Here is a 26,290-nt window from a genome sequence, read left to right on the forward strand (position 1 = left end):
CCCATGTTTCTCACCACACGGCGCGCCTTGCTGGCCTGCGCCGCAGCCGCTGCATGCCTTCCCGCCATCCCCGCCCTTGCGGCAGACAGCGCCGCCTGGCCCGACAAGCCCGTGCGCCTCGTCGTGCCCTACACCCCGGGCGGCGCCACCGACATCGTCGCGCGCCTCATCGCACAGAAGGTGACCGACGACACGAAGTGGACCTTCATCGTCGACAACCGCGCGGGCGGCAACGGCAATATCGGCATCGACGTGGTGGCCAAGGCGAAGCCCGACGGCTACACCATCGGGCTCGGCCAGACCGCCAACCTCGCGATCAACCCGACGCTCTTTCCGAAGATGCCGTACGACGCATTGAAGGACGTGGTGGCCGTGTCGATCGTCGCGGCGCAGCCGGTCGTGCTGGTGGTGCGAACCGAAGCGCCCTTCAAGACGTTGGCCGACGTGGTGGCCGCCGCCAAGGCCAAGCCCGGCGAGATCAAGCAGGCGCTCGCCGGCACCGGCACGCTCGGCCACATGGCCGGCGAGGTGCTCGCCAAGCGCGCGGGCTTCAAGGTGCTCAACGTGCCGTACAAGGGCGCCGCGCCCGCCATCACCGACCTGCTCGGCGGCCAGACCGACTACATGTTCGCCACGCCGCAGGGCGCGCTCGCGATGGTCAAGGGCGGCAAGCTGCGTGCGCTGGCCGTCACCTCGGCCCAGCGCCTGCCGGTGATGCCCGATGTGCCGACCGTGGGCGAAAGCTACAAGGGCTTCGAGGCGGTGGACTGGAAGGCCGTCGTCGTGCCGGCCGGCACGCCCGCCGACATCGTGAAGAAGCTCAACGCCGCCATCGACAAGGCGCTCGCCAAGCCGGCGACCATCGCGCAGCTGCAGGCCGAGGGCAGCGTGCCGGTCGGCGGCAGCCCGGAGCGGGCGGCGCAGTACATCAAGGCGGAGCACGAGCGCTGGGGCGCAGCGGTGCGCGACGCGGGCGTCCGGCCCGAATAAGCAGCGCCTTCCGTGCGGCGGGCGATCTCAGGAATGCCCACCGGCCGGCGGGCGATATAGTTCCCGCCCCATGGACCGCCTGAAGCAACTCGAATCCTTCGTCTCGGTCGCAGCCCGCGGCAGCCTCACGGCCGCGGCCAAGGCCGAGGGCGTGGCGCCCGCAATCATGGGGCGGCGGCTCGATGCGCTGGAAGAGCGGCTGGGCGTCAAGCTCCTGGTCCGCACCACGCGGCGCATCACGCTCACGCACGAGGGCAGCGCGTTCCTCGAAGACTGCCAGCGGCTCCTCACCGAATTCGCGAATGCCGAAGCCAGCGTGAGCGCCGGCGGCGTCAAGGCCAGCGGGCACCTGCGGGTGACGGCGCCGGCCGGCTTCGGCCGCCGCCACGTCGCGCCGCTGGTGCCGCGCTTTCATGCGATGCATCCGGAGGTGACCATCTCGCTGAACCTCAGCGACCGCGTGGTCGACGTGACCGGCGAGAGCTTCGACTGTGCGGTGCGCGTGGGCGATCTGCCCGACTCCTCGCTCGTGAGCGTGCGCCTGGCCGACAACCGCCGCCGCTGCGTGGCGACGCCCGATTTCCTGCGCCGGCATGGCACGCCGAAGCACCCCGGCGACCTGTCGCGCTTCGCCTGCCTCACGCTGTCGAGCGACGCCTCGCAGACGCGCGGCTGGGCCTTTCGCGTCACCACCGAGGCCGGCGTGGAAGAGCTGATCCACCTGCGCCCGAGCGGCCCGCTCGATTGCTCCGACGGCCAGGTGCTGCACGACTGGTGCCTGGCTGGCCACGGCATCGCCTGGCGCAGCACCTGGGAGGTCGAGGCGGAGATCGATGCCGGCCTGCTGGTGCCCGTGCTCGACGAATTCGCAGCGCCGCCCAACGGCATCTACGCGGTGTTCGCGGGCGCCAAGCACCTGCCGCTCAGGGTTCGACTGTGGCTTGATTTCCTCAAGGACCAGTACGGACAACCGGAATTCTGGGGACGAACGGCCTGAAGAGGCGGGAGCGGCGTCACAATCAGTTTGCATTTAAAAAACCGCCGAAGTCCCCACGGCTCTCTTCGCGAAACACCGCGGAACCGGCTTTGCCGGGCCGCTGGTGTTGCCCCCGGTAGGGGGTGGGAGAAGCGACACGAAGTGCGCGAAGCCTGGGGGCGAGTCCTAGAAAGCCATCGATGACCCTCGAAGCCATCCTCGCCTACGTGCATCTGCTCGCCATCCTCACGATGGTCGTGTTCATTTCCAGTGAAGCAGCCTTGTGCCGCGTGCAGTGGCTCAATGCCGCCGTGGTCGAGCGGCTCGCCAAGGTCGACATGGTCTACGGCATCGCCGCCATCGCGGTGCTTGTCACCGGCATCGCGCGCACCTGGTGGGGCGTGAAGGGCACGGCCTGGTACTGGACCAACCCGCTGCTGCACGTGAAGCTGGGCCTCTTCATCATCGTCGGCGTGCTGTCGATCTTTCCGACGCTCACCTATTTCCGCTGGCGCAAGACGCTGCGCTCGACCGGCAAGCTGCCGGCGGAAGAAGACATCAAGAAGACGCGCAAGCTGGTGATGGTGCAGGCCCACCTGATCGCGCTGATTCCGCTGGTGGCCGTGTTCCTCGCGCGCGGCTTCGGCAAGTAAGCCGGCATGGGACCCGCCGGCATCCAGCTCCTGTTTGCCGGCACGATCTTCAGCAGCGCGTTCCTGCTGTTCCTGGTCCAGCCGCTCATCGCCAAGCAGATCCTGCCGTGGTTCGGCGGCTCGGCCGCCGTGTGGTCGATCTGCATGGTGTTCTTCCAGGTCGTGCTGCTCGCGGGCTACGCGTACTCGGACTGGATCACGCGCCATCTGCGGGTGCGCGCCCAGGCGGCGCTGCACATCGCGCTCTTGCTCGCGAGCCTGGCCTTCCTGCCGATCGTGACCAGCGTGCGCTGGAAGCCGACCGGCGCCGAAGACCCGACGCTGTGGATCCTGGGCCTCCTGCTCGGCACCATCGGCCTGCCTTATTTTTTGCTCTCGACCACGGGGCCGCTGGTGCAGTCGTGGGTGGCGCGCACGCCGTGGGGCGCGCAGGTGTACCGGTATTTCTCGCTGTCGAACCTGGCGTCGCTGCTGTCGCTGTTGAGCTATCCGGTGCTGATCGAGCCGCGCAGTTCGCTGCTGCAGCAGGCGCACGGATGGTCGTGGGGCTATGCGGCGTTCGTGGCGCTGTGCAGCGGCACCACGCTGTATGTGGCGCGCCGCTGGGCTGACGTGCCGCTGCAGCAGCAAGCTTCCGGCGATGCGGCCACGGCCCCTGAGAAACCGCCGCGCACCGCCGACTACCTGCTGTGGCTCGCACTGCCCGCGCTGGGCTCCTGGCTCCTGCTGGCGGTGACCAACCACATCACCCAGAACGTGGCGGCCGTTCCCTTTCTCTGGGTGCTGCCGCTCTCCCTGTACCTGCTGACCTTCGTGCTGTGCTTCGAGAGCGACCGCTGGTATCGCCGCGGCGTGTTCCTGCCGCTCGCGGCCGCGATGCTGCTGCTGTGCGCCTTCGGGCTGCAGGACCGCATCGGTGTCTACGTCAAGACTGCGCTGCCGATTTATGTGATCGGGCTCTTCGCCCTGTGCATGTTCCTGCACGGCGAGATGGCCCGGCTGCGGCCCGGGCCGCGCTACCTCACGCGCTTCTACCTGATGCTGTCGCTCGGCGGCGCGCTGGGCGGCGTCGCGGTGGGACTGGTCGCGCCGCACGTGCTGCCCGCCTACTACGAGCTGGGCATCGGGCTGGTGTTGACGGCGCTGGTGGCCGCGGTCGTGCTGCGCGGGCGGCGCTGGCTGTCGGTGGCCGGCGTGGCGGTCGCGGGTTGCTGCGCGTGGTTCCTGCTGCTGCAGGTGCGCGACGACACGGTCGATGCACGCACCCTGCAGCGCAACTTCTACGGCACGCTGGTCACGCTCGACAGGCAGAAAGACGACCCGGCCGACAGCGTGCGGCGCATGTTCCACGGCTCGGTGAAGCACGGTGAGCAGTTCCTCTCGCCGGCGCGCCGCAGCGAGCCCACGTCCTACTACGGCCGCACGTCAGGCATCGGCCGCGCAATCGCCGCCGCGCCCGCGGGGCCGCGCCGCGTCGGGCTGATCGGGCTGGGCGCGGGAACGCTCGCAGGCTACGGGCGGACCGGCGACGTCTACCGGGTCTACGAGATCAATCCGCAGGTGTTCGATCTGGCCGACACCGAATTCAGTTTCCTGCGCGACAGCCCGGCCCGCATCGAGCGCGTGCTGGGCGATGCGCGCCTGGCGCTGGAGCGCGAGCCCGCGCAGGGTTTCGACGTGCTGGCAGTCGACGCGTTTTCGGGCGACTCGGTGCCGATCCACCTGGTCACCGCCGAGGCGATGGAGGTCTACCTGCGGCATCTGCGGCCGGGCGGCATCGTCGCCTTTCACGTGACCAACCGCTTCCTGGCGCTGGCCCCGGTGGTCGCGAAGATCGCCGAATCCAAGGGACTGCACGCGGTGCTGGTGCACGACGACACGGCCGACACCGCGTGGCTCCTGGACACCGACTGGGTGCTGGTTGCGCGCGAGGCCGAGGCCCTGGGGCGCGAACCGGTAGGCGCTGCCGCATCCGCCATTGCGCCGGTGGCCGGCGCCCGGCCCTGGACCGACGACTTCAACAACCTGCTGGGCATACTGAAGTAGCAGTGGCGGCCGCGCCATGAAAAAAGCCCGCACGCGGCGGGCTCTTCCTTTCTTGCGCTGCTTTATCTAGCAGCGCGACGCGGGCCTCATCAGGCCTTGGCGTCCTTCTCGCACTTCTTGATGAAGCTGTTCTTGGCGGCGCCGGCCAGCGGCTTGCCGTTCTTGTCGATGGCCTTGGCGGCGCAAGCGGGCGCTGCGGCGGCCTTGGCTTCCTTCTCGCACTTCTTGATGGAGCTGGCCTTCGCGGCGCCGGCCAGGGGCTTGCCGTTCTTGTCGATGGCCTTGGCATCGCAGGTGGCGCCGGCGGCGGGTGCTGCTGCAGCAGGAGCGGCGGCGGCCGGGGCGACAGCGGGCGCGGGGGCCTTGTCTTGTGCCTGTGCGGCGCCGAACGTAAGGCAGGCGCCCAGGGCGACCAGGGAAAGGAACTTCTTCATGGTGATATGTCCTTGCAAGGTTGAGTTGTGACAGGTGCCCCGCCCCGGGGCCGACCATCCTAACGGCCCAAGGCAACGATCGGATGACGATCGTCAACAGCGCCCGGGTTTGCCCCCGGTAAAATTCACAGATGCTATTGGCCAAACAGGAGCTGCTCGCGGCGCTCGCGAACACGCTCGAATCCCTCTCCCCCGGCGCCGGCTCCAAGGCCGCGTTCGAATCGCCCAAGGTGGCTGCGCATGGCGATTTCGCCAGCACGGCTGCCATGCAGCTGGCCAAACCGCTGGGCCGCAAGCCCCGCGAACTGGCCGAGCAACTGAGCGCTGCGCTGCTCGCCACCCCCGCTTTCGGCCAATGGGTCGAAGCCATCGAGATCGCCGGGCCCGGCTTCCTCAACATCCGCCTGAAGACCGCTGCCAAGCAGCAGATCGTGCGCGAAGTGCTGTCCGCAGGTAACACTTTCGGCCAGCAGCCCGCCACCGGCGAGAAGGTGCTGGTCGAGTTCGTCTCGGCCAACCCGACCGGCCCGCTGCACGTCGGCCACGGCCGCCAGGCCGCGCTGGGCGATGCCATCTGCAACCTGCGCGCCTCGCAGGGCGACAGCGTCTGGCGCGAGTTCTATTACAACGACGCCGGCGTGCAGATCCAGACGCTGGCCAACAGCACGCAGTTGCGCGCCCGCGGCTTCAAGCCCGGCGACGCCGAATGGCCCAGCGGCGAAAAGGCCCCGGCCTACAACGGCGACTACATCGCCGACATCGCCGAGGACTTCAAGGCGAAGAAGACCGTCAAGTCGGACGACCGCGAATACACCGCGAGCGGCGACATCGACGACATCGATTCCATCCGCGAATTCGCCGTGGCGTACCTGCGCCGCGAGCAGGACCTGGATCTTCAGGCCTTCCGCGTGCGCTTCGACAACTACTACCTCGAGTCCAGCCTCTACACCAGCGGCCGCGTCGAGGCCGCGGTGGGCAAGCTCGTGGCGGCCGGCAAGACCTACGAGGAAGACGGCGCGCTCTGGCTCAGGTCGACCGACTACGGCGACGACAAGGACCGGGTGATGAAGAAGAAGGACGGCACGTACACGTACTTCGTGCCCGACGTCGCCTATCACATCGCCAAGTGGGAGCGCGGCTTCCACAAGGTCGTGAACATCCAGGGCACCGACCACCACGGCACGATCGCGCGGGTGCGCGCCGGGCTGCAGGCGGCGGGCGAAGGCATTCCCGAGGGCTATCCCGACTACGTGCTCCACACGATGGTGCGCGTGATGAAGGGCGGCGAAGAGGTCAAGATCAGCAAGCGCGCCGGCAGCTACGTCACGCTGCGCGACCTGATCGAGTGGACCAGCACCGATGCCGTGCGCTTCTTCCTCCTGAGCCGCAAGCCCGACACCGAATACACCTTCGACGTCGACCTCGCGGTGACGAAAAACAACGACAACCCGGTTTATTACGTGCAGTACGCGCATGCGCGCATCTGCTCGGTGCTGGCCGGCTGGGGTGGCGACGCCGCCACGCTCAAGGACGTGGATCTGTCGCCGCTCGAGAGCCCGGCGGCACAGGCGCTGATGCTGCTCCTGGCCAAGTACCCGGCCATGCTCACCGCGGCGTCGAAGGATTTCGCCCCGCACGACGTCACCTTCTACCTGCGCGAACTGGCCGCCAGCTACCACAGCTACTACGACGCCGAGCGCATCCTGGTGGACGACGAAAAGGTCAAGCTGGCCCGCCTGGCGCTTGTCGCCGCGACCGCGCAGGTGCTGCACAATGGCCTCGCGATTCTCGGCGTCAGTGCGCCGAACAAGATGTGAACCTCACTCCCATGAAGAAGACAACCAGACAACGCGGCAACATCGTCATCGGCCTGATCATCGGGCTGGTGATCGGCCTGGGCGTGGCGCTGGGCATCGCGGTCTACGTGACCAAGGTGCCGATCCCGTTCGTGACCAAGACGCAAAAGGGCGGCGCCGAGCAGGACGAGGCCGAAGCCCGCAAGAACCGCGACTGGGACCCCAACGCACCGCTGGCCGGCAAGGCCGGTGCCGCCAGGCCGACGCCGCCGGCCGCCACCGGTCCGGTCAACCCGGTCACCGGCGAGCCGGCCACCAGCACCACCGCCGTCGCACCCGGCACGCTGCCTCCGGCCACCGCGCCGGTGCCCGTGGTGGTTGCGCCCAAGCCGACGCGCGCCGCGCCGGTGCCGGCCGAAGCCAATGCGCTGCCGCCGTCGAACGACCCGTTGGGCGACCTAGCCCGGGCCCGCGCGGGCAGCGGTTCGGGCAGCACGACCGTGGCGTCCGCCGCGCCGAGCAGCAACAACAGTGCCGCGGCATCGTCCTCGGGCGCCGACCCGTTCATGTACTTCGTGCAGGCCGGCGCCTTCCGCACCACCGACGACGCCGAGGCCCAGCGCGCCAAGCTGTCGCTGATGGGCGTCGAGGCGCGGGTCACCGAGCGCGAGCAGGCCGGCCGCACCGTCTACCGTGTGCGCGCCGGTCCGTTCAACAAGAAGGACGACGCCGACCGCCTCAAGGAGCGGCTCGACGGCGGCGGCTTGGAATCGGCCCTGGTCCGCGTGCAGCGCTGACCGGGCTGCGGCTGCCACAAATAGCCTTTAAGCTTCGCCGCGCGGCACTTACCGCCGCCGTTCACCGCCACCATTCAGCGCCCCGGGCGCGCCGTGTGCACTGCTTGCGAGGAACTCCTCGCCGCGCGCCGGCTCAGTCTGCCGTACCAACAGGAGAACCCTTTCAATGAAACGTCGTGACTTTTCGCTGGCCGCCACTTCGCTCGGGCTGCTTTCGCTGGCCGCCAATCCGGCCCACGCCCAGGCGCGTGCGCCCAAGGCCGGCACCGACTACCTCGTGCTCGACAAGCGCGTACCGGTCGATGCACCGGCCGGCAAGGTCGAAGTGGTCGAGTTCTTCTCGTACAACTGCCCCCATTGCAACGATTTCGAACCGGCACTCGAAGCCTGGGCCAAGACGGCGCCGAAGGAAGTCGCCTTCCGCCGCATCCCGGTGCCTTTCGTGGGCAACGACGTCGAAGCCAAGCAGCGCCTGTACTACGCGCTCGAGGCGCTGGGCAAGGTCGACGAATTCCAGCCGAAGGTCTTCAACGCGATCCACAAGCAGCGCCAGAACGTGAATGGCGATGCCAACATCATTGCCTGGGTCGCGGCCAACGGCATCGATGGCGCCAAGTTCAAGGAAGTCTTCACCTCGTTCGGCGTGGCCAGCAAGGCCAAGCGCGCCTCGCAGATGACCGACGCCTACAAGGTGGCCGGTGTGCCGGCGATGGCCGTGGCCGGTCGTTGGTATGTGGATGGCGAGACCGCCGGCAACATGACCAACGTGCTGCAAGTGGTCAACTTCCTGGTCGGCGAAGCAAAGAAGGGCTGACCCCCCAAGGGTGCGCGGCACTCTTCGTGCCCGCTGCGCCCGCCCCCTTGCAGGGGCGACACCTGCGGCCCGGCGGAGCCGGTTCCGCGGTGTCTCCCCGACGGAACACTGGCCCGCTTCAGCGGGCCTTTTTCATCAGGGTTGTGAACTGGTGTTAATCCGCCGCATACAATGGTTCAGAGCAAGTTTCGTGCCTCTATGACATTGCCCTCCTACTCAAACAACACCCCCCTCGTTCGTCGCATCGGCCGCCTGGCCATCGGCGCGCTGTTGCTGGCAGGCCTCTCCTCGGGCGTCCTGGCCGAGACCGCCGACCGCAGCAAGCCGATGAACATCGAATCGGATTCGATGCGCTACGACGACCTGAAACAGACCAGCGTGTTCACCGGCAACGTGCTCGTCACCAAGGGCACGATCATCATCCGCGGCGCACGCCTCGATGTGCGCCAGGATGCCGAGGGCTACCAGTACGGCGTGGTCACCGCGGCACCCGGCAAGCGCGCCTATTACAAGCAGAAGCGCAATGCGCCCGACGAGTGGATCGAAGGCGAATCCGAAGTCATCGAGTACGACAGCCGCGCCGACAACGTCAAGTTCATCCGCAACGCCACCATGCGCCGCCTGCTCGGCGCCACGCCGAACGACGAGAGCCAGGGCGCGCTGATCGTCTACGACCAGAGCAACGACACCTACACCGTCAACGGCTCCACCGTGCCGCCGAACACGGCAGTGAACGCGTCGACCCCCTCGGGCCGGGTCAAGACCATCCTCACGCCCAAGGCCGCCACCGCGCCGAAGCCCGGCGCCTCGGCCCCGGCCGGCGCGAAGCCCGCGGCACCGGCTCCCACCCCCGCGCCAGGCACCGGCCTGCGCCCGACCACCACGCTGAGTGGAGAGGGAGAAGGGCGCAAGTGATCGAAACCGCCGGAATCCAGGAAGCCAACAACGTCCCGGGCAGCCGCCTGGTTGCGCGCGGCCTGCAGAAAAGTTATGGCAGCCGCACCGTCGTGAAGGACGTCTCGCTCGACGTGCAGAAGGGCGAAGTCGTCGGCCTGCTCGGCCCGAACGGCGCCGGCAAGACCACGTCGTTCTACATGATCGTCGGGCTGGTACGTGCCGACGCGGGCGAGATCACCATCGACGGCGAACCGATCGCCCACATGCCGATCCACCGCCGTGCGCGCATGGGCCTGAGCTACCTGCCGCAGGAAGCGTCGATCTTCCGCAAGCTCACCGTCGAGGAAAACGTGCGTGCCGTGCTCGAGCTGCAGCGCGAACCCGACGAGAGCGGCAAGGTGGTGTCGCTGTCCAAGAAGCACATCGAGGAGCGCCTGTCCGAGTTGCTGACCGACCTGCGCGTCGATCACCTGCGCGATTCGCCCGCGCTCGCGCTCTCGGGCGGCGAGCGCCGCCGCGTCGAGATCGCGCGCGCGCTGGCCACCCAGCCGCGCTTCATTCTGCTGGACGAGCCCTTCGCGGGCATCGACCCGATCGCGGTGATCGAGATCCAGCGGATCATCAGTTTCCTGAAGGAGCGTGGCATCGGCGTGCTCATCACCGACCACAACGTGCGTGAAACGCTGGGCATCTGCGATCACGCTTTCATCATCAGCGACGGGCACGTGCTGGCACAAGGCACACCCTCGGAGATCGTCGACAACGCCGAGGTACGCAGGGTGTACTTGGGCGAACACTTCCGCATGTAAGGGAGGGTCGCGTTCTTCATGAAGCAAGGGCTGTCCCTTCGCGTCTCGCAGCATCTGGCTTTGACGCCACAGCTGCAGCAGTCGATCCGGCTGCTGCAGCTCTCCACGCTCGAACTGAGCCAGGAGGTCGAGCAGATGCTGGACGAGAACCCGTTCCTCGAGCGCACCGCGGAAGAAGCGGCGCGCGAGGAATTCGGGCTCGATGCCGTCGACACGCCGGTCCCGCGCGACGACGGTGGCGAAACCGGTGAAGGCGATTTCGCCCCGGTCCCGACCAGCAGTGCGACGACCGCGACCGAAACCACCTCGACACCCGACACCGACGGCCCCGCCGCCGAGATCACCGAGCGCGAGCCCGACTGGGAAGGCGACGGCACTGTCGACATGGCGCCCGACGACAGCGAATGGGGCAGCGACGCCCCCGCGCGCCAGAACAACCTGGGCGACGACGAGCGCGCCGACGCCACCGAGCTCGCGCGCAGCCAGGAATCGCTGCAATCGTTCCTGCACCGCCAGGCGCTGAGCCTGCGCCTGAACGAGAACGACTGCGCCGCGCTGCGCTTTTTGATCGAATCGCTCAACGACGACGGCTACCTCGAAGACTCGCTCCCCGCGCTGGCCTCGGGCCTGGCGGGCGACGACAACGACCAGTTCGACGAGCTCGTGCACCACTTCCAGGTGGCGCTCGGCCTGCTGCAGAGCCTGGAGCCCGCCGGCGTCGGCGCGCGCGACCTGGGCGAGTGCCTGGGCATCCAGTTGCGCGCGCTCGCCAGCGAAGACGAGACCGACGAAGAAGAGCTCATCCGCAAGACCGCCATCGCGATCTGCAAGCAGCCGATGGAGCTGCTCGCGCGGCGCGACTTCAAGCGCCTGGCCACGCTCACGCGGACCAACGAAGAGCTGGTGCGCTCGGCGCTGCAGATCATTGCGCGCCTGGAGCCCAAGCCGGGGCGCCGTTTCGTCGACGTCGAGCGCAACATCGTCATTCCCGATGTGATCGTCACCAAGACCGGCCGCGGCACCAACATCAAGTTCCGCGTCATGCTCAACCCTGAGGTGATGCCGCGCCTGCGCGTGCACGACATCTACGCGGGCGCGCTCAAGTCGCACAAGGGCGAGGGCAGCCAGGCGCTGTCGCAGCGGCTGCAGGAGGCGCGTTGGTTCATCAAGAACATCCAGCAGCGTTTCGACACCATCCTGCGCGTGAGCAACGCCATCGTGGAGCGGCAGAAGAGCTACTTCGTGCACGGCGAACTCGCGATGCGCCCGCTGGTGCTGCGCGAGATCGCCGACGAGCTGGGCCTGCACGAGTCGACCATCTCGCGCGTGACCACCGCCAAGTACATGTCCACGCCGTTCGGCACGGTCGAGCTCAAGTACTTCTTCGGCTCGGCGCTCGGCACCGAGACCGGCGGCAATGCGTCGAGCACCGCGGTGCGCGCGCTCATCAAGCAGTTCGTGAGTTCCGAGAGCATCAAGAAGCCGCTGTCGGACAGCCAGATCTCCGAGATGCTGAAGGAGCAGGGCATCGAGTGCGCGCGCCGCACCGTGGCCAAGTACCGCGAGGCGCTGCGCATCGCGCCCGCGAATCTGCGCAAGGCCCTGTAGAAAGCCGCCGATGACCCGTCGCCTGCTGTCGCGCTGTGGGCATTGGGTGTTCGCCATCGTGGCCGCATCGCTGTTCGCGGGTTGCGCCACCTTGCCCGACGAGGCACCGCGCCCGCCCACCAAGACCATCGCCGTCTCGACCGACACCGCGCTCGGCCGCATCGCGCTGGCCTCGCAGCCCGATCCGGACCTCAGCGGCTTTCGCCTGATGCCCGGCGGCGACTTCGCCTTCGACACCCGCATCCAGCTCGCGCGCCGCGCCCAGCGCACGCTCGATGTGCAGTACTACCAGATCGAGAACGACGAGACCGGCCGCTACCTGCTGCGCACCCTGCGCGATGCGGCCCAGCGCGGCGTGCGCGTGCGCCTCTTGATGGACGACCTGTACACGTCCGGCGAAGACGAGCTGCTGCTCGGCCTGGCCGCCACGCCGAACGTCGAGCTGCGCCTCTTCAACCCGTTCCCGGCCGGACGCGGCAGCCTGCTCAAGCGCTTTGCCGCGTCGCTCTTCGACTTCAGCCGCGTCAACCGCCGCATGCACAACAAGCTCTTCATCGCCGATGGCGCGATGGCGGTGGCGGGCGGTCGCAACATCGGCAACCAGTACTTCACGCGCACCTCGGGCGAGAACTTCATCGACCTCGACACCTTCGTGACCGGCGCGCTGATCCCGCGCCTGGGCGTGCTGTTCGACCAGTACTGGAACAGCGTCTACGTGCGGCCGGTCCAGTCGATCATCGCAAGCGATCTTTCGCGCGAGGAGCTGCAGAAGCGCTTCGATATCGCCACCGGCCCCGACACCACGCCCCCGCCGCCGAAGCCCGCGCCCAACGACCTGCTTGGCTACAGCCCGATGGCCGACGACCTGAACGCCGGCAAGCTCGGCCTGATCTGGACCCTGGCCGAGGCGTACGCCGATTCGCCCGAGCGCGTGATCGGCAAGACCGCGTCGTACGGCGGCGTGCCGCTGCTGGACGTCGACAGCGTGCGCTACAACGTGGTCGAGCAGATGCGCCGTGCGCGCAGCGAGGTGACCATCGTCTCGCCCTACCTGATCCCGGGTGCTGCGGGGCTCGAGGTGATGAAGGAGATCCGCAGGCGCAACGTGAAGATCAGCGTGGTCACCAACTCGCTCGCCGCCACCGACGAGCCGCTGGTGCACACAGCCTACCGCCGCTACCGGCCCGAGATGCTCAAGCTCGGCGCCGACCTCTACGAGCTGAGCACCAACCGCACGCGGCGCAGCGTGCGGCTCGGATTGTTCGGCACCTCGGTGGGCCGGCTGCATGCGAAGTCGGCGGTGATCGACCGCAGCATCCTCTTCGTCGGCTCGATGAATTTCGACCCGCGCTCGGAAAGCTACAACACAGAGATCGGTCTTTTCATCCGCAGCGCCGAGATGGCGCAGCAGGCGCTCAAGCTCATCGATGTGCTCAAGCAGCAGGGCGCCTACCGGCTGCGCTTCGTCGAAGGAAGTGGCGAATCGCACATCGAGTGGGTCAGCGAGGACGCGGGCAAGACCACCGTGCTGAACGAGGAGCCCGACTCCGGCTTCTGGGACCGCACGATGCTCGAACTGCTGGCGCCGCTGACGCCCGAGAGCTTGCTCTAGCTTCTCTGGATCAGTTGCCGCGCACGGCCGACCACACGAGTCGCAGGCCCAGCAACCCCATCACGCCACCGGCCGCGCGATCGATCCAGACCTTGTAGCGCAGGTAGGCCGAGCGCGGCGCCGCCGATGAGAGGGCCAGCGCCACGATGGCGTACCACCCCGTCTCGATGCAGAAGATGACCGCCGGCACCGCGAGCGCCAGCACCAGCGGCACCTCGCGCGGCAGGAAGGCCGCGAAGATGCTCGCGTAGACCACCGCTGTCTTCGGGTTGCTGACCTGCGTGGCGAGCCCGAGCAGGAAGGTGCGCCCGCCGCGGCCCTGTTGCCGAGGCGAAGCGTCCGTGTCCTGCGTCATCGCGAGCGGCTGCCGCGCGCCGCGCCAGATGCGAAAGCCCAGGTAGATCAGGTACGCGCCGCCGAAGCCCTTGATCGCGAGGTAGAGCCCCGGCACCGCGAGGAACGCCGCCTGCAGCCCGGCCAGCGCGGCAATCGCGAACACGAGTCCGCCCGCGCCCATGCCGAGCGCCGCCGCGAGCCCGTCGCTGCGCGAAGTCACGGCCGTGCGCGCGACCATGACGAAACTCGGACCCGGGCTCATGGCCCCGACGGTCATCGCGCCCGCGATGCCCAGCAATGGAATGGTGATGTTGCTCATGACGACGACCTTGTGGCGACCTGTTTGATTTCTGTTCAACGTGCGGTGCGTCGGAAGCAGCCCAGCGAATGATCGTTGACGATGCCCACCGCCTGCAGCCACGCATAGACGATCGTCGGCCCGACGAACTTGAAGCCCCGGCGCTTCATTTCCTTGGAGACCTGCTCCGACAGCGGCGTCTGCGTCGGGAAGCTCTTGCCGTCGCCCTTCACGACCTTGCCGCCGGTGAACGACCAGCAGAAGTCGTCGAAGCTCTCGCCGCGCGCCGCCATCTCGTTGTAGATGCGTGCGCCTTCGATGGTCGCCACGATCTTGGCGCGCGCGCGGATGATGCCGGCGTTGGCCATCAGGCGCGCGATGTCGTCCTCGCCGAAACGCGCGACCTTCTTCGGATCGAAGTTCGCGAAGGCTTCGCGAAAGGCTTCCCGCTTGCGCAGCACGGTGATCCATGCGAGCCCGGCCTGGAAGCCCTCGAGCATCAGCATCTCCCACAGCATGCGCGAATCGTGCTGCGGCACGCCCCATTCCTCGTCGTGATAGGCCTGCATCAACGGGTCGCCTTGGGCCCAGCGGCAGCGTGCGTGTTCTGTCATGGATGGATTTCTTTGGTGTCGGTGTGGGAGATCACTGCGCCGACACGTTCACCGCTTCGACCTGCACCAGCAACTTCACCTTGTTCTCGAAGCCGAAGTTCAAGCCCCAGGTGATGCCCCAGTCGCTGCGCTGCACGGTGGTCTCGAAGTCGCCGCCGCACACCTGGCGGTTGATCAGCGGGTTCAGGTAGCAGTTGAAGCGCACGGCCTTCAGCGTCACCGGCCTGGTCTGTCCCATGAGCGTGAGGGTGCCCGGCACGTCGACCACCTTGTCGCCGCTGAAGTCGATGCGGTCGGCCACGAAGCGGCCGGTCGGGAATTCGGCGACGTTGAAGAAGTCCTTGCTCTGCACATGGCGGTTGAGCAGGTCGACGCCGGTGTTGATGGTGCCGATGTCCATCGTGATGTCGACCTTGCCGCTGGCGCCCGTGCCGTCGATCTGCACCGAGCCGTCCTTGGTGCTGAAGCGGCCACGGTTGGTGGTGGTGCCGTAGTGGCCCATCTCGTACATCACGAAGGTGTGGGTGGGGTCGATCACGTAGTTGCCGTTCTTCACGGGGCCGCCCGCGGGCTTGGCGGCCACGGCCGGGGCCGTGTATTCCTGCGCGATGGCGGCGAACGGAAGGGCCGTGGCCGACAACACCGAGGCGAGGAGGAGTTTCTTCATGGCGGTGGGGGTGTGGGACATGGGGATGAATTCGGAAGAAAGATCGAGGCTCAGAGCGGCCCGAGGCCCGCGAGCGTGAGCTTGAAGCGCACCTGCACGTCGTTGCCGACCACCGAGGTGTCGGTCCATTCGCCGTCGCCCACCTTGTAGTCGAGCCGCTGGATGGTGAAGTAGCCGGTGGCCACCGCGTAGTTGCCGCCGGCCGGCGCGATGGTGACGGGCACCGTCACGTACTTCGACGTGCCCTTGATGGTGAGCTTGCCCGCCATCTCGAACTTGCCGTCGCCCAGCGCCTTGATGGCGCTCGACTGGAAGCTCGCCTGCGGAAACTTCGCGGCGTCGAACCACGGTGCCTTGGGGAGCTCGGCATCGCTCATCGGCACGCCGAAGCCGGCGCTGGCGGTATCGATCTGCAGGGCGACGCTGCCGCCCTCGGGCTTCTTCGGGTCGAAGGCGATCTGCGCGTCGAACTTCTTGAAGGCGCCTTCCATCGGCACGCCCATCTGCTTGCTGACGAAGGCGATCTGGCTCTTGTCGGCAATCAGCCTCGCGCCCGGTTCGGCCGCGGCGGGCATTGCTGCGGCGAGGGTCAGCAGGATCGGGAGAAAGAGGCGCGTCATCCAGCAGGTTCCTTCAGTGGCGCGGTCCGGGCCACATGCGTTTCAGAAGACCATCGCGGTCGATCCAGTGGTGCTTGAGCGCCGCCGCGGTGTGCAGCAGCGCCACTGCGGCCAGCGTGAAGGCGCTCGCCTTGTGCAGCGGCTTGAGTATGGCCTCGGCGAGGTCCTTGTCGACGGGCACCAGGTCGGGCAGCGGCAGCACCCCGAACCATACGACCGGAATGCCCAATGCCGAGGTGTAGGCCCAGCCGGCGATCGGCACCGCGAAGAACAGCAGGTACATCGCCGCGTGGCTCGCCCGCATGCCCGCGACCTGCCAGCGCGGCATGGCCGCCAGCACCTGCGCCGGCACCGCGGGCGGGCGGTGCGCGAGCCGCCACAGGAGCCGCACCGCCGACAGCAGCAGGATCGTGACGCCGGCCCACTTGTGCCAGTTGTAGAGCTTGATGCGCTGCGGCGAGAAGGGCAGCCCCGTCATGTAGAGCCCCACGCCGAGCGAGCCGACGATCATGGCCGCGAGCAGCCAGTGCAGTGCGATGGCCACGCCGCCATAGCGCAGGCCGCGCGGTTCGGCGGCGACGGGATGAAGAGGGGTGTCGACGGACATCGGGGGCAGGGCGGGCGACCTGTGCGCGGAGCATATATCGGAAGCGATGGCCTCCGTATTGCATGGCCCGTGCCACCAGCACGGTCGGTGTGGCCGGTCAGCCCCGCTGCTGGGCCCGCAGCATCACGCCGCGCAGTTCGTCCGGCTGCACGGGCTTGCGCAGCGCATGCCAGCCGCGCTCGGTGGCCAGCCGCTGGGTGGCTTCATTGATGTCGGCGGAGATCAGCGCGATGGTGAGCGCCGGGTTCTGCGCCTGCAGCCGTTCCGCCAACGCGATGCCGTCGAGCGCGCCCGGCAGGCGGATGTCGCACAGCGCCACGTCGAGCGCGCGCAGGTCGGCCAGTGCCAGCGCTTCGGCGGCGCTGGCGTAGACGCGCGGTTCCACCGCCCACTGCCGCAGCAGCGCGAACAGGCTGTCGGCCACCACGGCGTTGTCTTCCACCACCAGCACGGCGAGGCCGGGTCGCAGCAGTGCGGGCGCGGCTTCAGGACCGGCCTGCGGCGAGGGAGCAGCCTGCGTGGCGGTCGCCCCATAGCCCAGCGCCGCGGGCAGCTCGAAGCTGAACACCGAGCCCCGGCCCGGCGCCGATCGCAGCCAGACCTCGATGCCCAGCTGCGCGGCCAGCCGCCGCACGATCGCGAGGCCCAGCCCATGCCCGTGCTGCAGGTTGCGCTCGACATTGCCGATCTGCTCGAAGTCGTTGAACACGCGCGCCTGCGCGTCCGGCGCGATGCCGATGCCGCTGTCGCGCACCTCGACGCGCCAGGCCCGATCCGTGCCCCGGTGCCGCGCCCGCACCGCCAGCAGCACGCGGCCGCGCGGCGTGAACTTGACGGCGTTGTCGACCAGGTTGGCCAGCACCCGGCGCAGCGAGACCGCATCGGTCCACGCCACGGCACCGGCCGGGCAGCGCACCGTCACGCGGCCGTCGCCGGCCTGGCGCGCCAGGTCCTGCAGCAGTGGTGCCAGCGCCACCGCCACGGGCCGCAGCGGATCGACGGCGGCCTCGATGCGGCCGATTTCGAGCAGCTGGTTGGTGAGCCCTTCGAGCGCCTGCTGCGCTTGCGCGAGCGAGACCACCGTGTGCTGGACCGCAGCGGTGTCCGCGCCGGTGTCCAGCTGCTGGCGCAGCACCTCCGCCTGCAGGCCGATGGCCATCACCGGCTGTCGCAGGTCGTGGTTGGCGGCCGAGAAGAAGCGCAGCCGCTCGGCCTGCGCATGCTCCGAGGCGCGCAGGCCCGCGAGCGCCTGTTCGCGCAGCGTGCGCTCGTTCAGGCGCAGGCCGATGTTCTCCTCGAGCTGGCGCGAACGCTCGGCCACCAGCTTCCACATCATGGCCGTGAGGCCGATGCCGATCACCGAGACGGCCATCATCGTCGGCGCGCCGAGCGTGAGGCCGGTGACGATCACCGGCGCCAGCAGCAGCGTGATCGCCAGCTGCGTGGCCGGCGTGTAGAACGACACCGAGAACGCCGACGACAGGGTCATGCCCATCAGCATCAGGCCGAGCAACAACTGCTGGTCGGGCCGCTCGGGGTTGAAGAGCAGCACCCCGGCCAGGCCGTGCGCCAGTTCCCAGACGGCGGTGCGCAGCGTGTGCACCCGCTGGGCATGGCGCAGGCTCTCGGGCGAGAAGGGATCGGGCAGGCGCTGGGGGAAGAAGCCGCGCATCACCGTTACCCCGGTGATGAGCGCGATCCACACCAGCGCGCGCGCGAGCGAGTACTGCCAGGCGAAGAGCGCCGCCACGCCGCAATTGAGCAGGTATTGCACCAGCAGCACCGGCCCGATGGGCCGGATCGAGAGCCGCAGCACCTCGCACTGGATCGCGAAGCGGTCGCTGCTGGCGTCGGCGGCCGGGGCGACCGAAGGTGCGGGGGTGGGATTCATCGGCAAATCGACTATATAGAGAAGGACTGTGACGCGGCGACAATGGAGTCCCCTAGTCGGGCTTCCCGATGGCCAATTTCCCGTGAACGATCTCTCCTTTTTCCTGCCTTGCGCCGCCGGCGTCGAGGAATTCCTCGCTCAAGAGGTGCATGCCCTCACGGGCCGCGTCGGGCAAGACCTGCTCACGCTGCGCGGCGGCGTGCGGGTGCGCGCCGACTGGCGCGACGCCCTGAAGCTGAACCTGCACAGCCGGCTCGCGCAGCGGGTGCTGGTCGAATTGGCCCATGCGCCCTACCGCAACGAGAACGACCTGTACGCCATCGCGAGCGGCGTGGCCTGGGAGATCTGGTTCACGCCCAAGCAGACCTTCAAGATCGAGACCACCGCCCAGCACAGCCCGCTGCAGAGCCTGAATTTCGCCACCCTGCGCATCAAGGACGCGATCGCCGACCGCTTCCGCGCCAAGGCCAACGGCGTGCGCCCGAGCATCGAGACCCAGTGGCCCGACACCCGCGTGTTCGCCCACCTGACCACCGACAGCTGCACGCTCTACATCGACACCTCGGGCGAGCCGCTCTTCAAGCGCGGCTGGCGCCAGGACAAGGGCGACGCCCCGCTGAAGGAAACCCTGGCCGCCGCCATGCTGGCCGCCAGCGGCTGGTGGAACCCCGAGACCGGCGAAGTGGCCGACCAGCCGCTGTACGACCCCTGCTGCGGCAGCGGCACCATCCCCATCGAAGCGGCGCAGATCGCGCGCGGCATCGCGGCCGGGTCGCTGCGGCGCTTCGGTTTCGAGAAGCTGCTGCCGTTCCAGGCGCACGTGTGGGACGCGATCAAGAAGGAAGCCGCGTCGGCCGTGAAGCCGGGCAGCGTCGCGATCTTCGGCTCCGACGTGTCGCACCGCATGGTCGACTTTGCCGAGCGCAACGCGGAGCGCGCCGGCGTGGCCGATGCCATCGAGTTCCGCGGCGGTGACGCGCTGCAGCGCATGCCGCCGGCCGAAGGCGGGGTGGTCATGCTCAATCCGCCCTATGGCGAACGGATCGAGGTCGGCGGCGTGGCCCGCTCCGGCGCGCGCGAATCCGCGCAGACCGAAGAGGGCGACGGCAGCGAGTTCTTCCCGCAGTTGGCCACCCACTGGAAGAGGAACTATGCCGGGTGGACGGCCTGGGTCCTGACCCCTGACCTGAAGCTGCCGAAACAGATGCGCCTGAAGGAATCGCGCCGCGTGCCGATGTGGAACGGCCCGATCGAATGCCGCTTGTTCCGCTTCGACATGGTCGCCGGCTCCGCGCGGAAATAGGCTCGCCCCCCAGGCTGCGATCCAGGCGCTGACCTCCAAACGAAAGGACCGGTTCGCGCTGCACCTCGTCGGTCATCCGGCGGGCTCGATCGCCAGCGGCCACCTGCTCGGAGCATGCGGCCGGTGAGCGACCTGCGCGGCTTCCGGCTACTTGCCGCCGCCGACGCTGCAGGCCGCGTTGACGGTGCGCGCGGCCAGCTCGGGCGGGGCACCGGACAGCTTCATGGGGCGGATGTCGTCGTCGTCGAACGCTTTCACCGCCACGGGTTCGCCGACGAAGTTCGGCAGGCTGTAGTAGGTGACGCTCACATAGCGCGCGGTGCGTGCTTCGCAGTCGACGCTCGCGCGGGCCTCGAAGGAACGCAGCTTGAATCCATCCTTGCCGACGACGTCCTGCGCCAGGCTCATGCGCAGGGTCACGCCGCGGCGCGCGCCGTCGACCTCGATGCGGGTCGGGTCAACCTGCACGTAGCTGCCGGCCGCATCGCCGGGCGTGCCGCTCAGGGTCAGCCATTCGGCGCGCGCGACCGCGCAGGCGAGCAGGGCGAGGCAGAGCAGCGAAAGTCGTTTCATGGAGAGAGGCGGATTTGGAGGGCGGCGCGGTGCGCGCCGCAGCATTGTGGGGCGTCGGGCCCGACCCATGGCTGATCAGGGTCGCGCATGGTGCAACATCGGCGCTCATCCCTTCGCCGCCATGACCCTTCCAGAAACCGGCCTTGTCGTCATCGACACCAACATCGCGCTCGACCTGCTCGTGTTCGACAACCCCGACTGCCTGCCGCTGGCCGCCGCGCTCGCCTCCGGCGCGCTGCGCTGGATCGCGACCGCGCCGATGCGCACCGAACTCGCGCGGGTGCTCGGCTACCCGCTGATCGCGCGGCGGCTGGCGCAGCGGGAGATGGAAGCGGCCAGTGTGCTCGAGGCCTTCGACGCACGCGTGAGCCTTTTGACTGACAAGCCGCCGCGCGCGCCCTGCGTGTGCAAGGATCCCGACGACCAGGTCTTCATCGACCTCGCGGTCGCGCAGCGCGCGCGCCTCTTCAGCAAGGACCAGGCGGTGCTGACGATGCGCAAACGTTTGGCAGCGCAAGGCGTGGTCGTGGCGACGGTGCTGGCCGCGGCCTGAGGGACCTGATTGCCGTCTGCCTAGACAAGCATCCCCTTCCACCGCCTGGGTGATGGCCGCATTGGCGCGCCCGCGTGGAAAGCGGTTGTCTAGACAGCGCTGGCGGTGCGAATCCGGTGCTTGCCATGCGCGCATACGAATCTTCGTAGTCCGCATAGGGTCTGGCAATTGCAAGGCCCAACCAATATCTTCCGCCCCGCGAACCCGGTCCCTGCGCTCGCCGTTCCGTGCCAGCGCGCCGCAGACCTGTTTGCCCCCGAAGATGCCACTTCATCGCCGCGTCGCCTGCGAACCTCAGGATCGCTGGCGTGTTGTCTCCTGTCAGCCCAACAAAAAGCCATGACGAGTTCCAGCCAACGATCACCGCGCCAATTGCTCCCCGAACTGGAGGTCGAGCGCAGCCGCTCGACCGAGCTCGGCTACGAGCCATCGACCGAGGTGGGGCTGGTGCGCTGCCTCGAGCACGGCTTCCCCACGCCGCTCGCGCGCTGGCATTGCCATGAGGAGTACGAGCTGCACCTGATCGTCGCCACCTCGGGCCAGGCCTTCGTGGGCGACTGGATCGGCGCCTTCGAGCCGGGGCATCTCGTGCTGTGCGGCCCGAAGCTGCCGCACAACTGGATCTCGCTCGACGTGCCGCCCGAAGGCGTGCCGCAGCGCGACCTGGTGATCCAGTTCCTGCACGACCCGATCTTCGAGGCGGCCGAGCGCATTCCCGAACTGCAGGAGGCGGTGCGCATGCTCGAGCGCGCGCGCTACGGCATCGAGTTCTTCGGCATGGCCGCTTCCGCCGAGGCGCACTGGCACCGCGTGAAAGACGCGCGGGGCCTCAAGCGCTTCAGCCTGTTCTGCGACTTTCTCGCCGACATGGCGATGTGCACCGACTACCGCCTGCTCTCGGGCATGCAGACCGATGGCGATCACGGCATCGAGGCTATCGACGACGTGGTCACGCGCATCGCCAACGACCCCGCGAAGGACCACAGCGCGGCCGACATCGCGGCCGAGCTCGGCATGAACGCGGGGCGCTTCAGCCGGCTCTTCCGGCGCGCCACCGGCCACAGTTTCCTGGGCTATGTGAACGAAGTGCGCATCAACAAGGCGTGCCTCCTGCTGATGCAGAGCGAGCGCTACGTCACCTCGATTTGTTACGAAGTTGGTTTCAATAACGTCTCGAATTTCAACCGCCGGTTTCTCGAGATCAAAGGTGTGACGCCGACCGAATTTCGCAGGCAAAGCCAGCTGCGTTTCGAAGGTGCGGGCAGTTTGGAGAACTAAAGGATTGCGTGCGTTTTGCGATCTTTTTACGAATGTTAATTTGTATCAGGATTCGAAAAAACTGTATCGAACACGCGACGGATGCGTCCCTACGATCCGCCTGTTCTTTCAGCCACCTTTCAGGAACTTCTCCCATGCAAATCCATCGTCTGACCCAGCTGAGCCGCCAACTTGCCTCGAAGATCAAGATCCGCGGGCAAGGCATGACCGAGTACCTCGTGATCCTGGGCCTGATCGCCATCGCCGCGATCGCCGTGTTCAGCTTCTTCGGCCAGACCATGCGCAACCAGGTGGCCGGCATGGCCAAGGAAGTGGGCGGCCAGTCGGGCGCCACCGAAGTCACGAACGCGCAGACCGCCGCCGGCAAGGCGTCCACCAACGCGCAGGTCAACATGAACATGAGCACCTACACCAAGGGCGGTGCGGAAGCCACGAAGTAAGGCGCCCCCGAACGGCCTGACCGACATCGCGTGATGCCTCCAGTTGCCGCTTCGCTCCCCCTCGCCACTGCCGGCGCACCTGCGCGCCGGCGCCAGTCGGGCCAGGCGATCGTGTACCTGGTGGCGATGCTGCCGATCATCTTTTTGAGCGTGCTGGTGGTCTACAACACCGCCATCACGGCGCGCGAGAAGATGAAGCTGCAGAACACGGCCGACGCGGCCACCTACAGCGCCAACGTGCTCACGGCGCGCACCCTCAACTACCTGGCCTACACCAACCGCGCGATGGCCGCCAACGAGGCGAGCATCGCGACGCTGGCGAGTGTGCAGACCTCGATGGCCATGCTCATCACGAGCGCGGCCAACATCCAGGAGGGGCTGGTGGTCGTCGAGGCCATGAAGGGCATACGCAATCTCGAGAAGGCCCGCCTGCCGGTGGTGGGGCCTTTCTTTGCCCTCGCCTGGTTGCTCGGCAACGTTCCCCGCGCGAATCGCCTGCAGCGCACGGCCGACCGCATCGCCGGCTTCGTCGAGCCTTCGGCCAAGCCGCTGCAGATCGGGGCCGACATCCTCCGCGCGTTCAACCAGGGCATCTCGGCCAGCCAGGCCGTGATGCTCCTGGGCACGACGGCGCAGTTGCCGCAGCTGGTGAAGGACGTCGTCAACTCGAACGACCCCGACGCCTCGGTCCCGCCGACCGAGACCGCGATCTTCGTCATCAAGTTCGTGGCCGACGTGGGGACCTATCTCAAGAGCTACCACCAGTCGGGCAGCCTCGGATTCGACGACGAGGAGTTCAACGAGGTGCTGCGCTTCGCGCATGCCGCGCAGGCCACCCGCGACGACTGGACCAAGAACCGCCGCTTCCTGCCCAACGTGCTCGGCTGGATCGCCTCGGGCATGTCCGGCGCCCTGCAGGGCATGGTGTCCAGCAGCCCGAATTCGCCCCCGGGCTTCGGCGACATCACCGGCGACATGATGGGCGGGCTGCTCGAGTGGAAGGGCGGCACGGAGCTGGTCGCGACCGAAGGCATCGTGGGCGACGAGACCGGGCGCATCCGCTGGCAGTCGGCCGATTCGATCGAGATCAAGCTGCCCATCGGGGTGCTCTACACCGACCTCATCGGCGGCTGGGACGACATTGTGCGCGGCCGCTTCGGCCTGGGCGCCGGCGCGGCTGCCGCGGGCGGACCCAACTACATGAAGAGCTGGGAAGGCCAGCGCCTCACGCTGCGCAGCTACGCCCGCGAAGGACGCACCTACGGCGGCCTGAACGGCGAGGTCGGCGACACCGCGTACATGGAGCGCGAGTCCTTCGAGCGCGCTGCGCGCGACCGCGACGGCGAACTCCTGCTGGCCCCGCTGGCCGTGCTGGTGTTCAACGCCAAGCTGCACTACAGCCCGCGCACCGACATCGGCACCGTCACCAAGAGCTGGGCGATGCCCCGCTTCACCGAGATCAAGGACCACCCGCCGATGATTGCCAACGAGTCGGACAACTGGCTCGCGGAAAACGGCTTCAAGGGCGCCAACCCGCTCAAGTGGGGCAAGAACACCGACAAGGGCCCGGCCTTCACGCTCGTGGTGCAGAAGGGCGGCGACAAGCTGCGCACGGGCGAGGTCGCCGGCTTCGGCAACTCCGCGGCCGACGGCAAGGCGGGCCTGCGCGACAACTTCCAGGGCCGCGAGATCAAGGCGCTGTCGACCTCGCAGGTCTACTTCCGCCGGCCGCAGGACCGCTGGGCGCGGCGCGACAACGCAGTGGCCGATCCCGCGACGATCGGCAAGTACAACGTGGGTTTCGCCGGCGGCTACATCGAGCACCGCAGCCTGTTCAGCCCCTACTGGCACGTGCACAACGTGGAGCCCTCGCTGTGGGCGCGCGCCATCGCCATGGGCGGCGCGGCCGTCGGCGGCTCGGCCGACGAAGACAACGGCAACTGATGCCGATGGAAGCCCGCGCATGACCCCCTCGCATCGACGCCTTGCCGCACGAGCGCCTCGCGCGAACGCCACCGCCGTCGCCGGCCACGCGATGGTCGAGACGCTGCTCATCGTGAGCTTCGCGGCCGTCACGCTGGGCGCGATTCCGGCCATCGCCGAATACGGCACCAAGCGCATGCAGACCGTGGCCGCCGCCAAGCTGGTGGCCTGGCAGCGCACCGTGTGGATGCCGGAGGAGCAGGGCATCACCGCCGCGGAAGCCAAGGGCGCATCGGGCGCCATCAAGAAGACCGATGCGGAGGTCACACGCGACCTGCGTCGCCACATCTTTCGCGACCGCTCGGCGCCCGGCATCTCCATCCACGCCGCCGACATCGCCGAGTTCGAGCCGATGCTGCCGGCCATCGACCAGCGCACCACAGCGGTCACCGCATCGAGCACGGCCGCGCCCTTGCCGTCGCTGCTGAACGCGAGCGACGTGGTGTTCGACGGCATCCGGGTGGCGCAGGCCGCGCTCGGGTCCAACGCGATCACCGGGCCGCTGGGCAAGTTCCAGATGGTGAGCAGCGGGTACCTGCGCCACGAGGTGAAGGTGAGCCAGACCTACACTAGGTTCAAGGACGTTCCCGCGCTGGACATGAGCGAGCAGGTCACCATGCTCACCGAAGCCTGGAACGCCGGCGGCACGAACCGCGAGGAATCCAAGATCCAGGGCCTGGTGCCGATGAAGCTTCTGGACGGCGCCTTCTACCAGCAGCTGCGCGGCGGCATGCACCAGACGGCCTACCAGATCAAGCAGGTCTTTCCGGCCTTCGACATGAACAACCTCACGATGGGCTTCACGCCGGGCGATGCGCTCGAGAAGACGCCGCTGGACCGCTTCGAGCGCATTCCGCCCGGCGCCACCGGCGAGACCGGCGGCGACGGCGAGGCGAACGGCGGCAGCGTCAAGGACCATTTCCGCTACTACCGCGCCTTCCCGCCGACCCCCGTGGTCAACACGCTGCCCTGATGAGCCTGCCCGCGCCGTTCCTGCGATGGATGCTCGCCGCCGCATGGCTTTGCCTGTGTGCTGCGGCTGCCGCGGCGCCACCGCAGCGCGACTGGCCCGCGATCCCGTCGCCCGCGGGCGCCAAGACCTTCTGGATCGCCGAGTACATCGAGCAGAACACCATCCCCATGCAGATCCGCGGCATCGAGTCCACCGATTCGATGGAGGTCGTCTCGCGCTTCTACGAAAAGTGGCTGGCCGACAAGACCGGCTACGGCGTGAGCACCCTCGGCCCCATGCGCGTGCTCGGCGCACGGTTCGGCCTGTACCAGGTCACGGTGCAGCTGCGCGCGGTTCCCTCGGGCACGGCGGGCCGGCTGGTGGCGGCGGTGGTCTACGACGAGGTCAAGAGCGAGCAGGCGCTGCGCGAGCGCGCCGAGCGCATCGGCAAGGGCTTTCCGCGCCCGGCCGGCTCGCAGGTGGTCTCGGACACGCTCTCCTTCGACGAAGGCCAGCGCAACCGCACCATCGTCGTCACCAACAACGTGAGCGTGGAGACCAACGCGCTCTACCTGCGCGAACAGATGATCCGCCTGGGCTGGACGCTGATACAGGACCGCACCCTGGAAGGCGGCACACGCTCGTCGCTGGTGTTCCGCCGCAACAGCGAAGAGATGACCGTGGCCATTTCCAAGCGCGACGACGGCTACTTCATCGTCGCCAGCCAGACCACGCCGGAATGA

The 26,290-nt window shown here is 68.1% G+C and carries 26 protein-coding genes; 18 read left to right on the plus strand and 8 right to left on the minus strand.

Going from position 1 to position 26,290, the window contains the following annotated elements; all coding sequences use genetic code 11:
- The first annotated feature begins 3 nt into the window (after positions 1-3).
- The 4 genes from GNX71_RS02655 to GNX71_RS02670 all read left to right on the plus strand — a co-directional run bounded on the left by GNX71_RS02655 (position 4) and on the right by GNX71_RS02670 (position 4,665).
- Positions 4-990, plus strand: coding sequence for a tripartite tricarboxylate transporter substrate binding protein (locus tag GNX71_RS02655; protein ID WP_206176892.1), 987 nt, complete (start codon positions 4-6; stop codon positions 988-990).
- Positions 991-1,060: 70 nt separating this feature from the next.
- On the plus strand, positions 1,061-1,987 hold the full coding sequence (locus tag GNX71_RS02660; RefSeq protein WP_206176893.1) for a LysR family transcriptional regulator: 927 nt from the start codon (positions 1,061-1,063) through the stop codon (positions 1,985-1,987).
- Positions 1,988-2,166: 179 nt separating this feature from the next.
- Positions 2,167-2,619, plus strand: a complete 453-nt coding sequence (locus tag GNX71_RS02665; RefSeq protein ID WP_206176894.1) for a DUF2214 family protein — start codon at positions 2,167-2,169, stop codon at positions 2,617-2,619.
- A 6-nt stretch (positions 2,620-2,625) separates the two neighbouring features.
- Positions 2,626-4,665 carry a fused MFS/spermidine synthase gene (locus GNX71_RS02670; RefSeq protein ID WP_206176895.1) on the plus strand — a complete coding sequence of 680 codons (2,040 nt, stop codon included), beginning with the start codon at positions 2,626-2,628 and terminating at the stop codon, positions 4,663-4,665.
- Positions 4,666-4,754: 89 nt separating this feature from the next.
- On the opposite strand, the gene GNX71_RS02675 is transcribed toward GNX71_RS02670, so the two are convergent.
- Positions 4,755-5,099, minus strand: coding sequence for a hypothetical protein (locus GNX71_RS02675; protein ID WP_206176896.1), 345 nt, complete (start codon positions 5,097-5,099; stop codon positions 4,755-4,757).
- Between the two features lie 131 nt (positions 5,100-5,230).
- Here GNX71_RS02675 and argS point away from each other — a divergent pair, with 131 nt between their 5' ends.
- From argS to GNX71_RS02710, 7 genes are all read left to right on the plus strand, one after another.
- The gene (argS, locus tag GNX71_RS02680) at positions 5,231-6,916 is read left to right on the plus strand and encodes an arginine--tRNA ligase (RefSeq protein ID WP_206176897.1); all 1,686 of its coding nucleotides are present in this window, start codon (positions 5,231-5,233) and stop codon (positions 6,914-6,916) included.
- 11 nt (positions 6,917-6,927) lie between these two features.
- Positions 6,928-7,692, plus strand: coding sequence for an SPOR domain-containing protein (locus tag GNX71_RS02685; RefSeq protein ID WP_206176898.1), 765 nt, complete (start codon positions 6,928-6,930; stop codon positions 7,690-7,692).
- A 166-nt stretch (positions 7,693-7,858) separates the two neighbouring features.
- A complete protein-coding gene (locus GNX71_RS02690; protein WP_206176899.1) occupies positions 7,859-8,506 on the plus strand; it encodes a thiol:disulfide interchange protein DsbA/DsbL in 648 nt (215 codons plus the stop codon).
- Positions 8,507-8,704: 198 nt separating this feature from the next.
- On the plus strand, positions 8,705-9,421 hold the full coding sequence (lptA, locus tag GNX71_RS02695) for a lipopolysaccharide transport periplasmic protein LptA (protein ID WP_206176900.1): 717 nt from the start codon (positions 8,705-8,707) through the stop codon (positions 9,419-9,421).
- The gene (lptB, locus tag GNX71_RS02700) at positions 9,418-10,212 is read left to right on the plus strand and encodes an LPS export ABC transporter ATP-binding protein (protein ID WP_206176901.1); all 795 of its coding nucleotides are present in this window, start codon (positions 9,418-9,420) and stop codon (positions 10,210-10,212) included. The genes lptA and lptB overlap by 4 nt, the downstream gene beginning before the upstream one ends.
- An 18-nt stretch (positions 10,213-10,230) precedes the next feature.
- The gene (rpoN, locus tag GNX71_RS02705) at positions 10,231-11,820 is read left to right on the plus strand and encodes an RNA polymerase factor sigma-54 (protein ID WP_206176902.1); all 1,590 of its coding nucleotides are present in this window, start codon (positions 10,231-10,233) and stop codon (positions 11,818-11,820) included.
- Between the two features lie 10 nt (positions 11,821-11,830).
- Complete coding sequence (locus GNX71_RS02710; protein WP_206176903.1) at positions 11,831-13,432, plus strand: phospholipase D family protein; 1,602 nt, start codon at positions 11,831-11,833, stop codon at positions 13,430-13,432.
- A 10-nt stretch (positions 13,433-13,442) separates the two neighbouring features.
- Here GNX71_RS02710 and GNX71_RS02715 read toward each other — a convergent pair whose 3' ends face one another.
- From GNX71_RS02715 to GNX71_RS02740, 6 genes are all read right to left on the minus strand, one after another.
- Positions 13,443-14,087 carry a LysE family translocator gene (locus tag GNX71_RS02715; protein ID WP_206176904.1) on the minus strand — a complete coding sequence of 215 codons (645 nt, stop codon included), beginning with the start codon at positions 14,085-14,087 and terminating at the stop codon, positions 13,443-13,445.
- 35 nt (positions 14,088-14,122) lie between these two features.
- Complete coding sequence (locus GNX71_RS02720; RefSeq protein ID WP_206176905.1) at positions 14,123-14,680, minus strand: DNA-3-methyladenine glycosylase I; 558 nt, start codon at positions 14,678-14,680, stop codon at positions 14,123-14,125.
- A 31-nt stretch (positions 14,681-14,711) separates the two neighbouring features.
- Positions 14,712-15,347 carry a YceI family protein gene (locus GNX71_RS02725; RefSeq protein ID WP_206176906.1) on the minus strand — a complete coding sequence of 212 codons (636 nt, stop codon included), beginning with the start codon at positions 15,345-15,347 and terminating at the stop codon, positions 14,712-14,714.
- A 50-nt stretch (positions 15,348-15,397) separates the two neighbouring features.
- On the minus strand, positions 15,398-15,967 hold the full coding sequence (locus tag GNX71_RS02730) for a YceI family protein (protein WP_206176907.1): 570 nt from the start codon (positions 15,965-15,967) through the stop codon (positions 15,398-15,400).
- Between the two features lie 13 nt (positions 15,968-15,980).
- The gene (locus GNX71_RS02735; protein ID WP_206176908.1) at positions 15,981-16,574 is read right to left on the minus strand and encodes a cytochrome b; all 594 of its coding nucleotides are present in this window, start codon (positions 16,572-16,574) and stop codon (positions 15,981-15,983) included.
- 97 nt (positions 16,575-16,671) lie between these two features.
- Complete coding sequence (locus GNX71_RS02740; protein WP_206176909.1) at positions 16,672-18,465, minus strand: ATP-binding protein; 1,794 nt, start codon at positions 18,463-18,465, stop codon at positions 16,672-16,674.
- An 82-nt stretch (positions 18,466-18,547) separates the two neighbouring features.
- Here GNX71_RS02740 and GNX71_RS02745 point away from each other — a divergent pair, with 82 nt between their 5' ends.
- Positions 18,548-19,768 carry a THUMP domain-containing protein gene (locus tag GNX71_RS02745; protein WP_206176910.1) on the plus strand — a complete coding sequence of 407 codons (1,221 nt, stop codon included), beginning with the start codon at positions 18,548-18,550 and terminating at the stop codon, positions 19,766-19,768.
- A 147-nt stretch (positions 19,769-19,915) separates the two neighbouring features.
- Here the strand turns inward: GNX71_RS02745 and GNX71_RS02750 are convergent, their stop codons facing one another.
- Entirely contained in the window at positions 19,916-20,341 is a 426-nt protein-coding gene (locus GNX71_RS02750; protein WP_206176911.1) for a surface-adhesin E family protein, read from the minus strand.
- Positions 20,342-20,462: 121 nt separating this feature from the next.
- Between GNX71_RS02750 and GNX71_RS02755 the strand changes: the two genes are divergently transcribed.
- The 6 genes from GNX71_RS02755 to GNX71_RS02780 all read left to right on the plus strand — a co-directional run bounded on the left by GNX71_RS02755 (position 20,463) and on the right by GNX71_RS02780 (position 26,290).
- Positions 20,463-20,894 carry a putative toxin-antitoxin system toxin component, PIN family gene (locus tag GNX71_RS02755; RefSeq protein WP_206176912.1) on the plus strand — a complete coding sequence of 144 codons (432 nt, stop codon included), beginning with the start codon at positions 20,463-20,465 and terminating at the stop codon, positions 20,892-20,894.
- 339 nt (positions 20,895-21,233) lie between these two features.
- On the plus strand, positions 21,234-22,172 hold the full coding sequence (locus GNX71_RS02760; protein WP_206176913.1) for an AraC family transcriptional regulator: 939 nt from the start codon (positions 21,234-21,236) through the stop codon (positions 22,170-22,172).
- A gap of 134 nt (positions 22,173-22,306) precedes the next feature.
- Positions 22,307-22,612 carry a hypothetical protein gene (locus GNX71_RS02765; protein ID WP_013538963.1) on the plus strand — a complete coding sequence of 102 codons (306 nt, stop codon included), beginning with the start codon at positions 22,307-22,309 and terminating at the stop codon, positions 22,610-22,612.
- A 33-nt stretch (positions 22,613-22,645) separates the two neighbouring features.
- The gene (locus GNX71_RS02770) at positions 22,646-24,556 is read left to right on the plus strand and encodes a pilus assembly protein TadG-related protein (protein WP_206176914.1); all 1,911 of its coding nucleotides are present in this window, start codon (positions 22,646-22,648) and stop codon (positions 24,554-24,556) included.
- 19 nt (positions 24,557-24,575) lie between these two features.
- The gene (locus GNX71_RS02775; protein WP_206176915.1) at positions 24,576-25,568 is read left to right on the plus strand and encodes a hypothetical protein; all 993 of its coding nucleotides are present in this window, start codon (positions 24,576-24,578) and stop codon (positions 25,566-25,568) included.
- The gene (locus GNX71_RS02780; protein WP_206176916.1) at positions 25,568-26,290 is read left to right on the plus strand and encodes a hypothetical protein; all 723 of its coding nucleotides are present in this window, start codon (positions 25,568-25,570) and stop codon (positions 26,288-26,290) included. The genes GNX71_RS02775 and GNX71_RS02780 overlap by 1 nt, the downstream gene beginning before the upstream one ends.

The sequence above is a fragment of the Variovorax sp. RKNM96 genome, from assembly GCF_017161115.1.
Taxonomy (GTDB): Bacteria; Pseudomonadota; Gammaproteobacteria; order Burkholderiales; family Burkholderiaceae_C; genus Variovorax.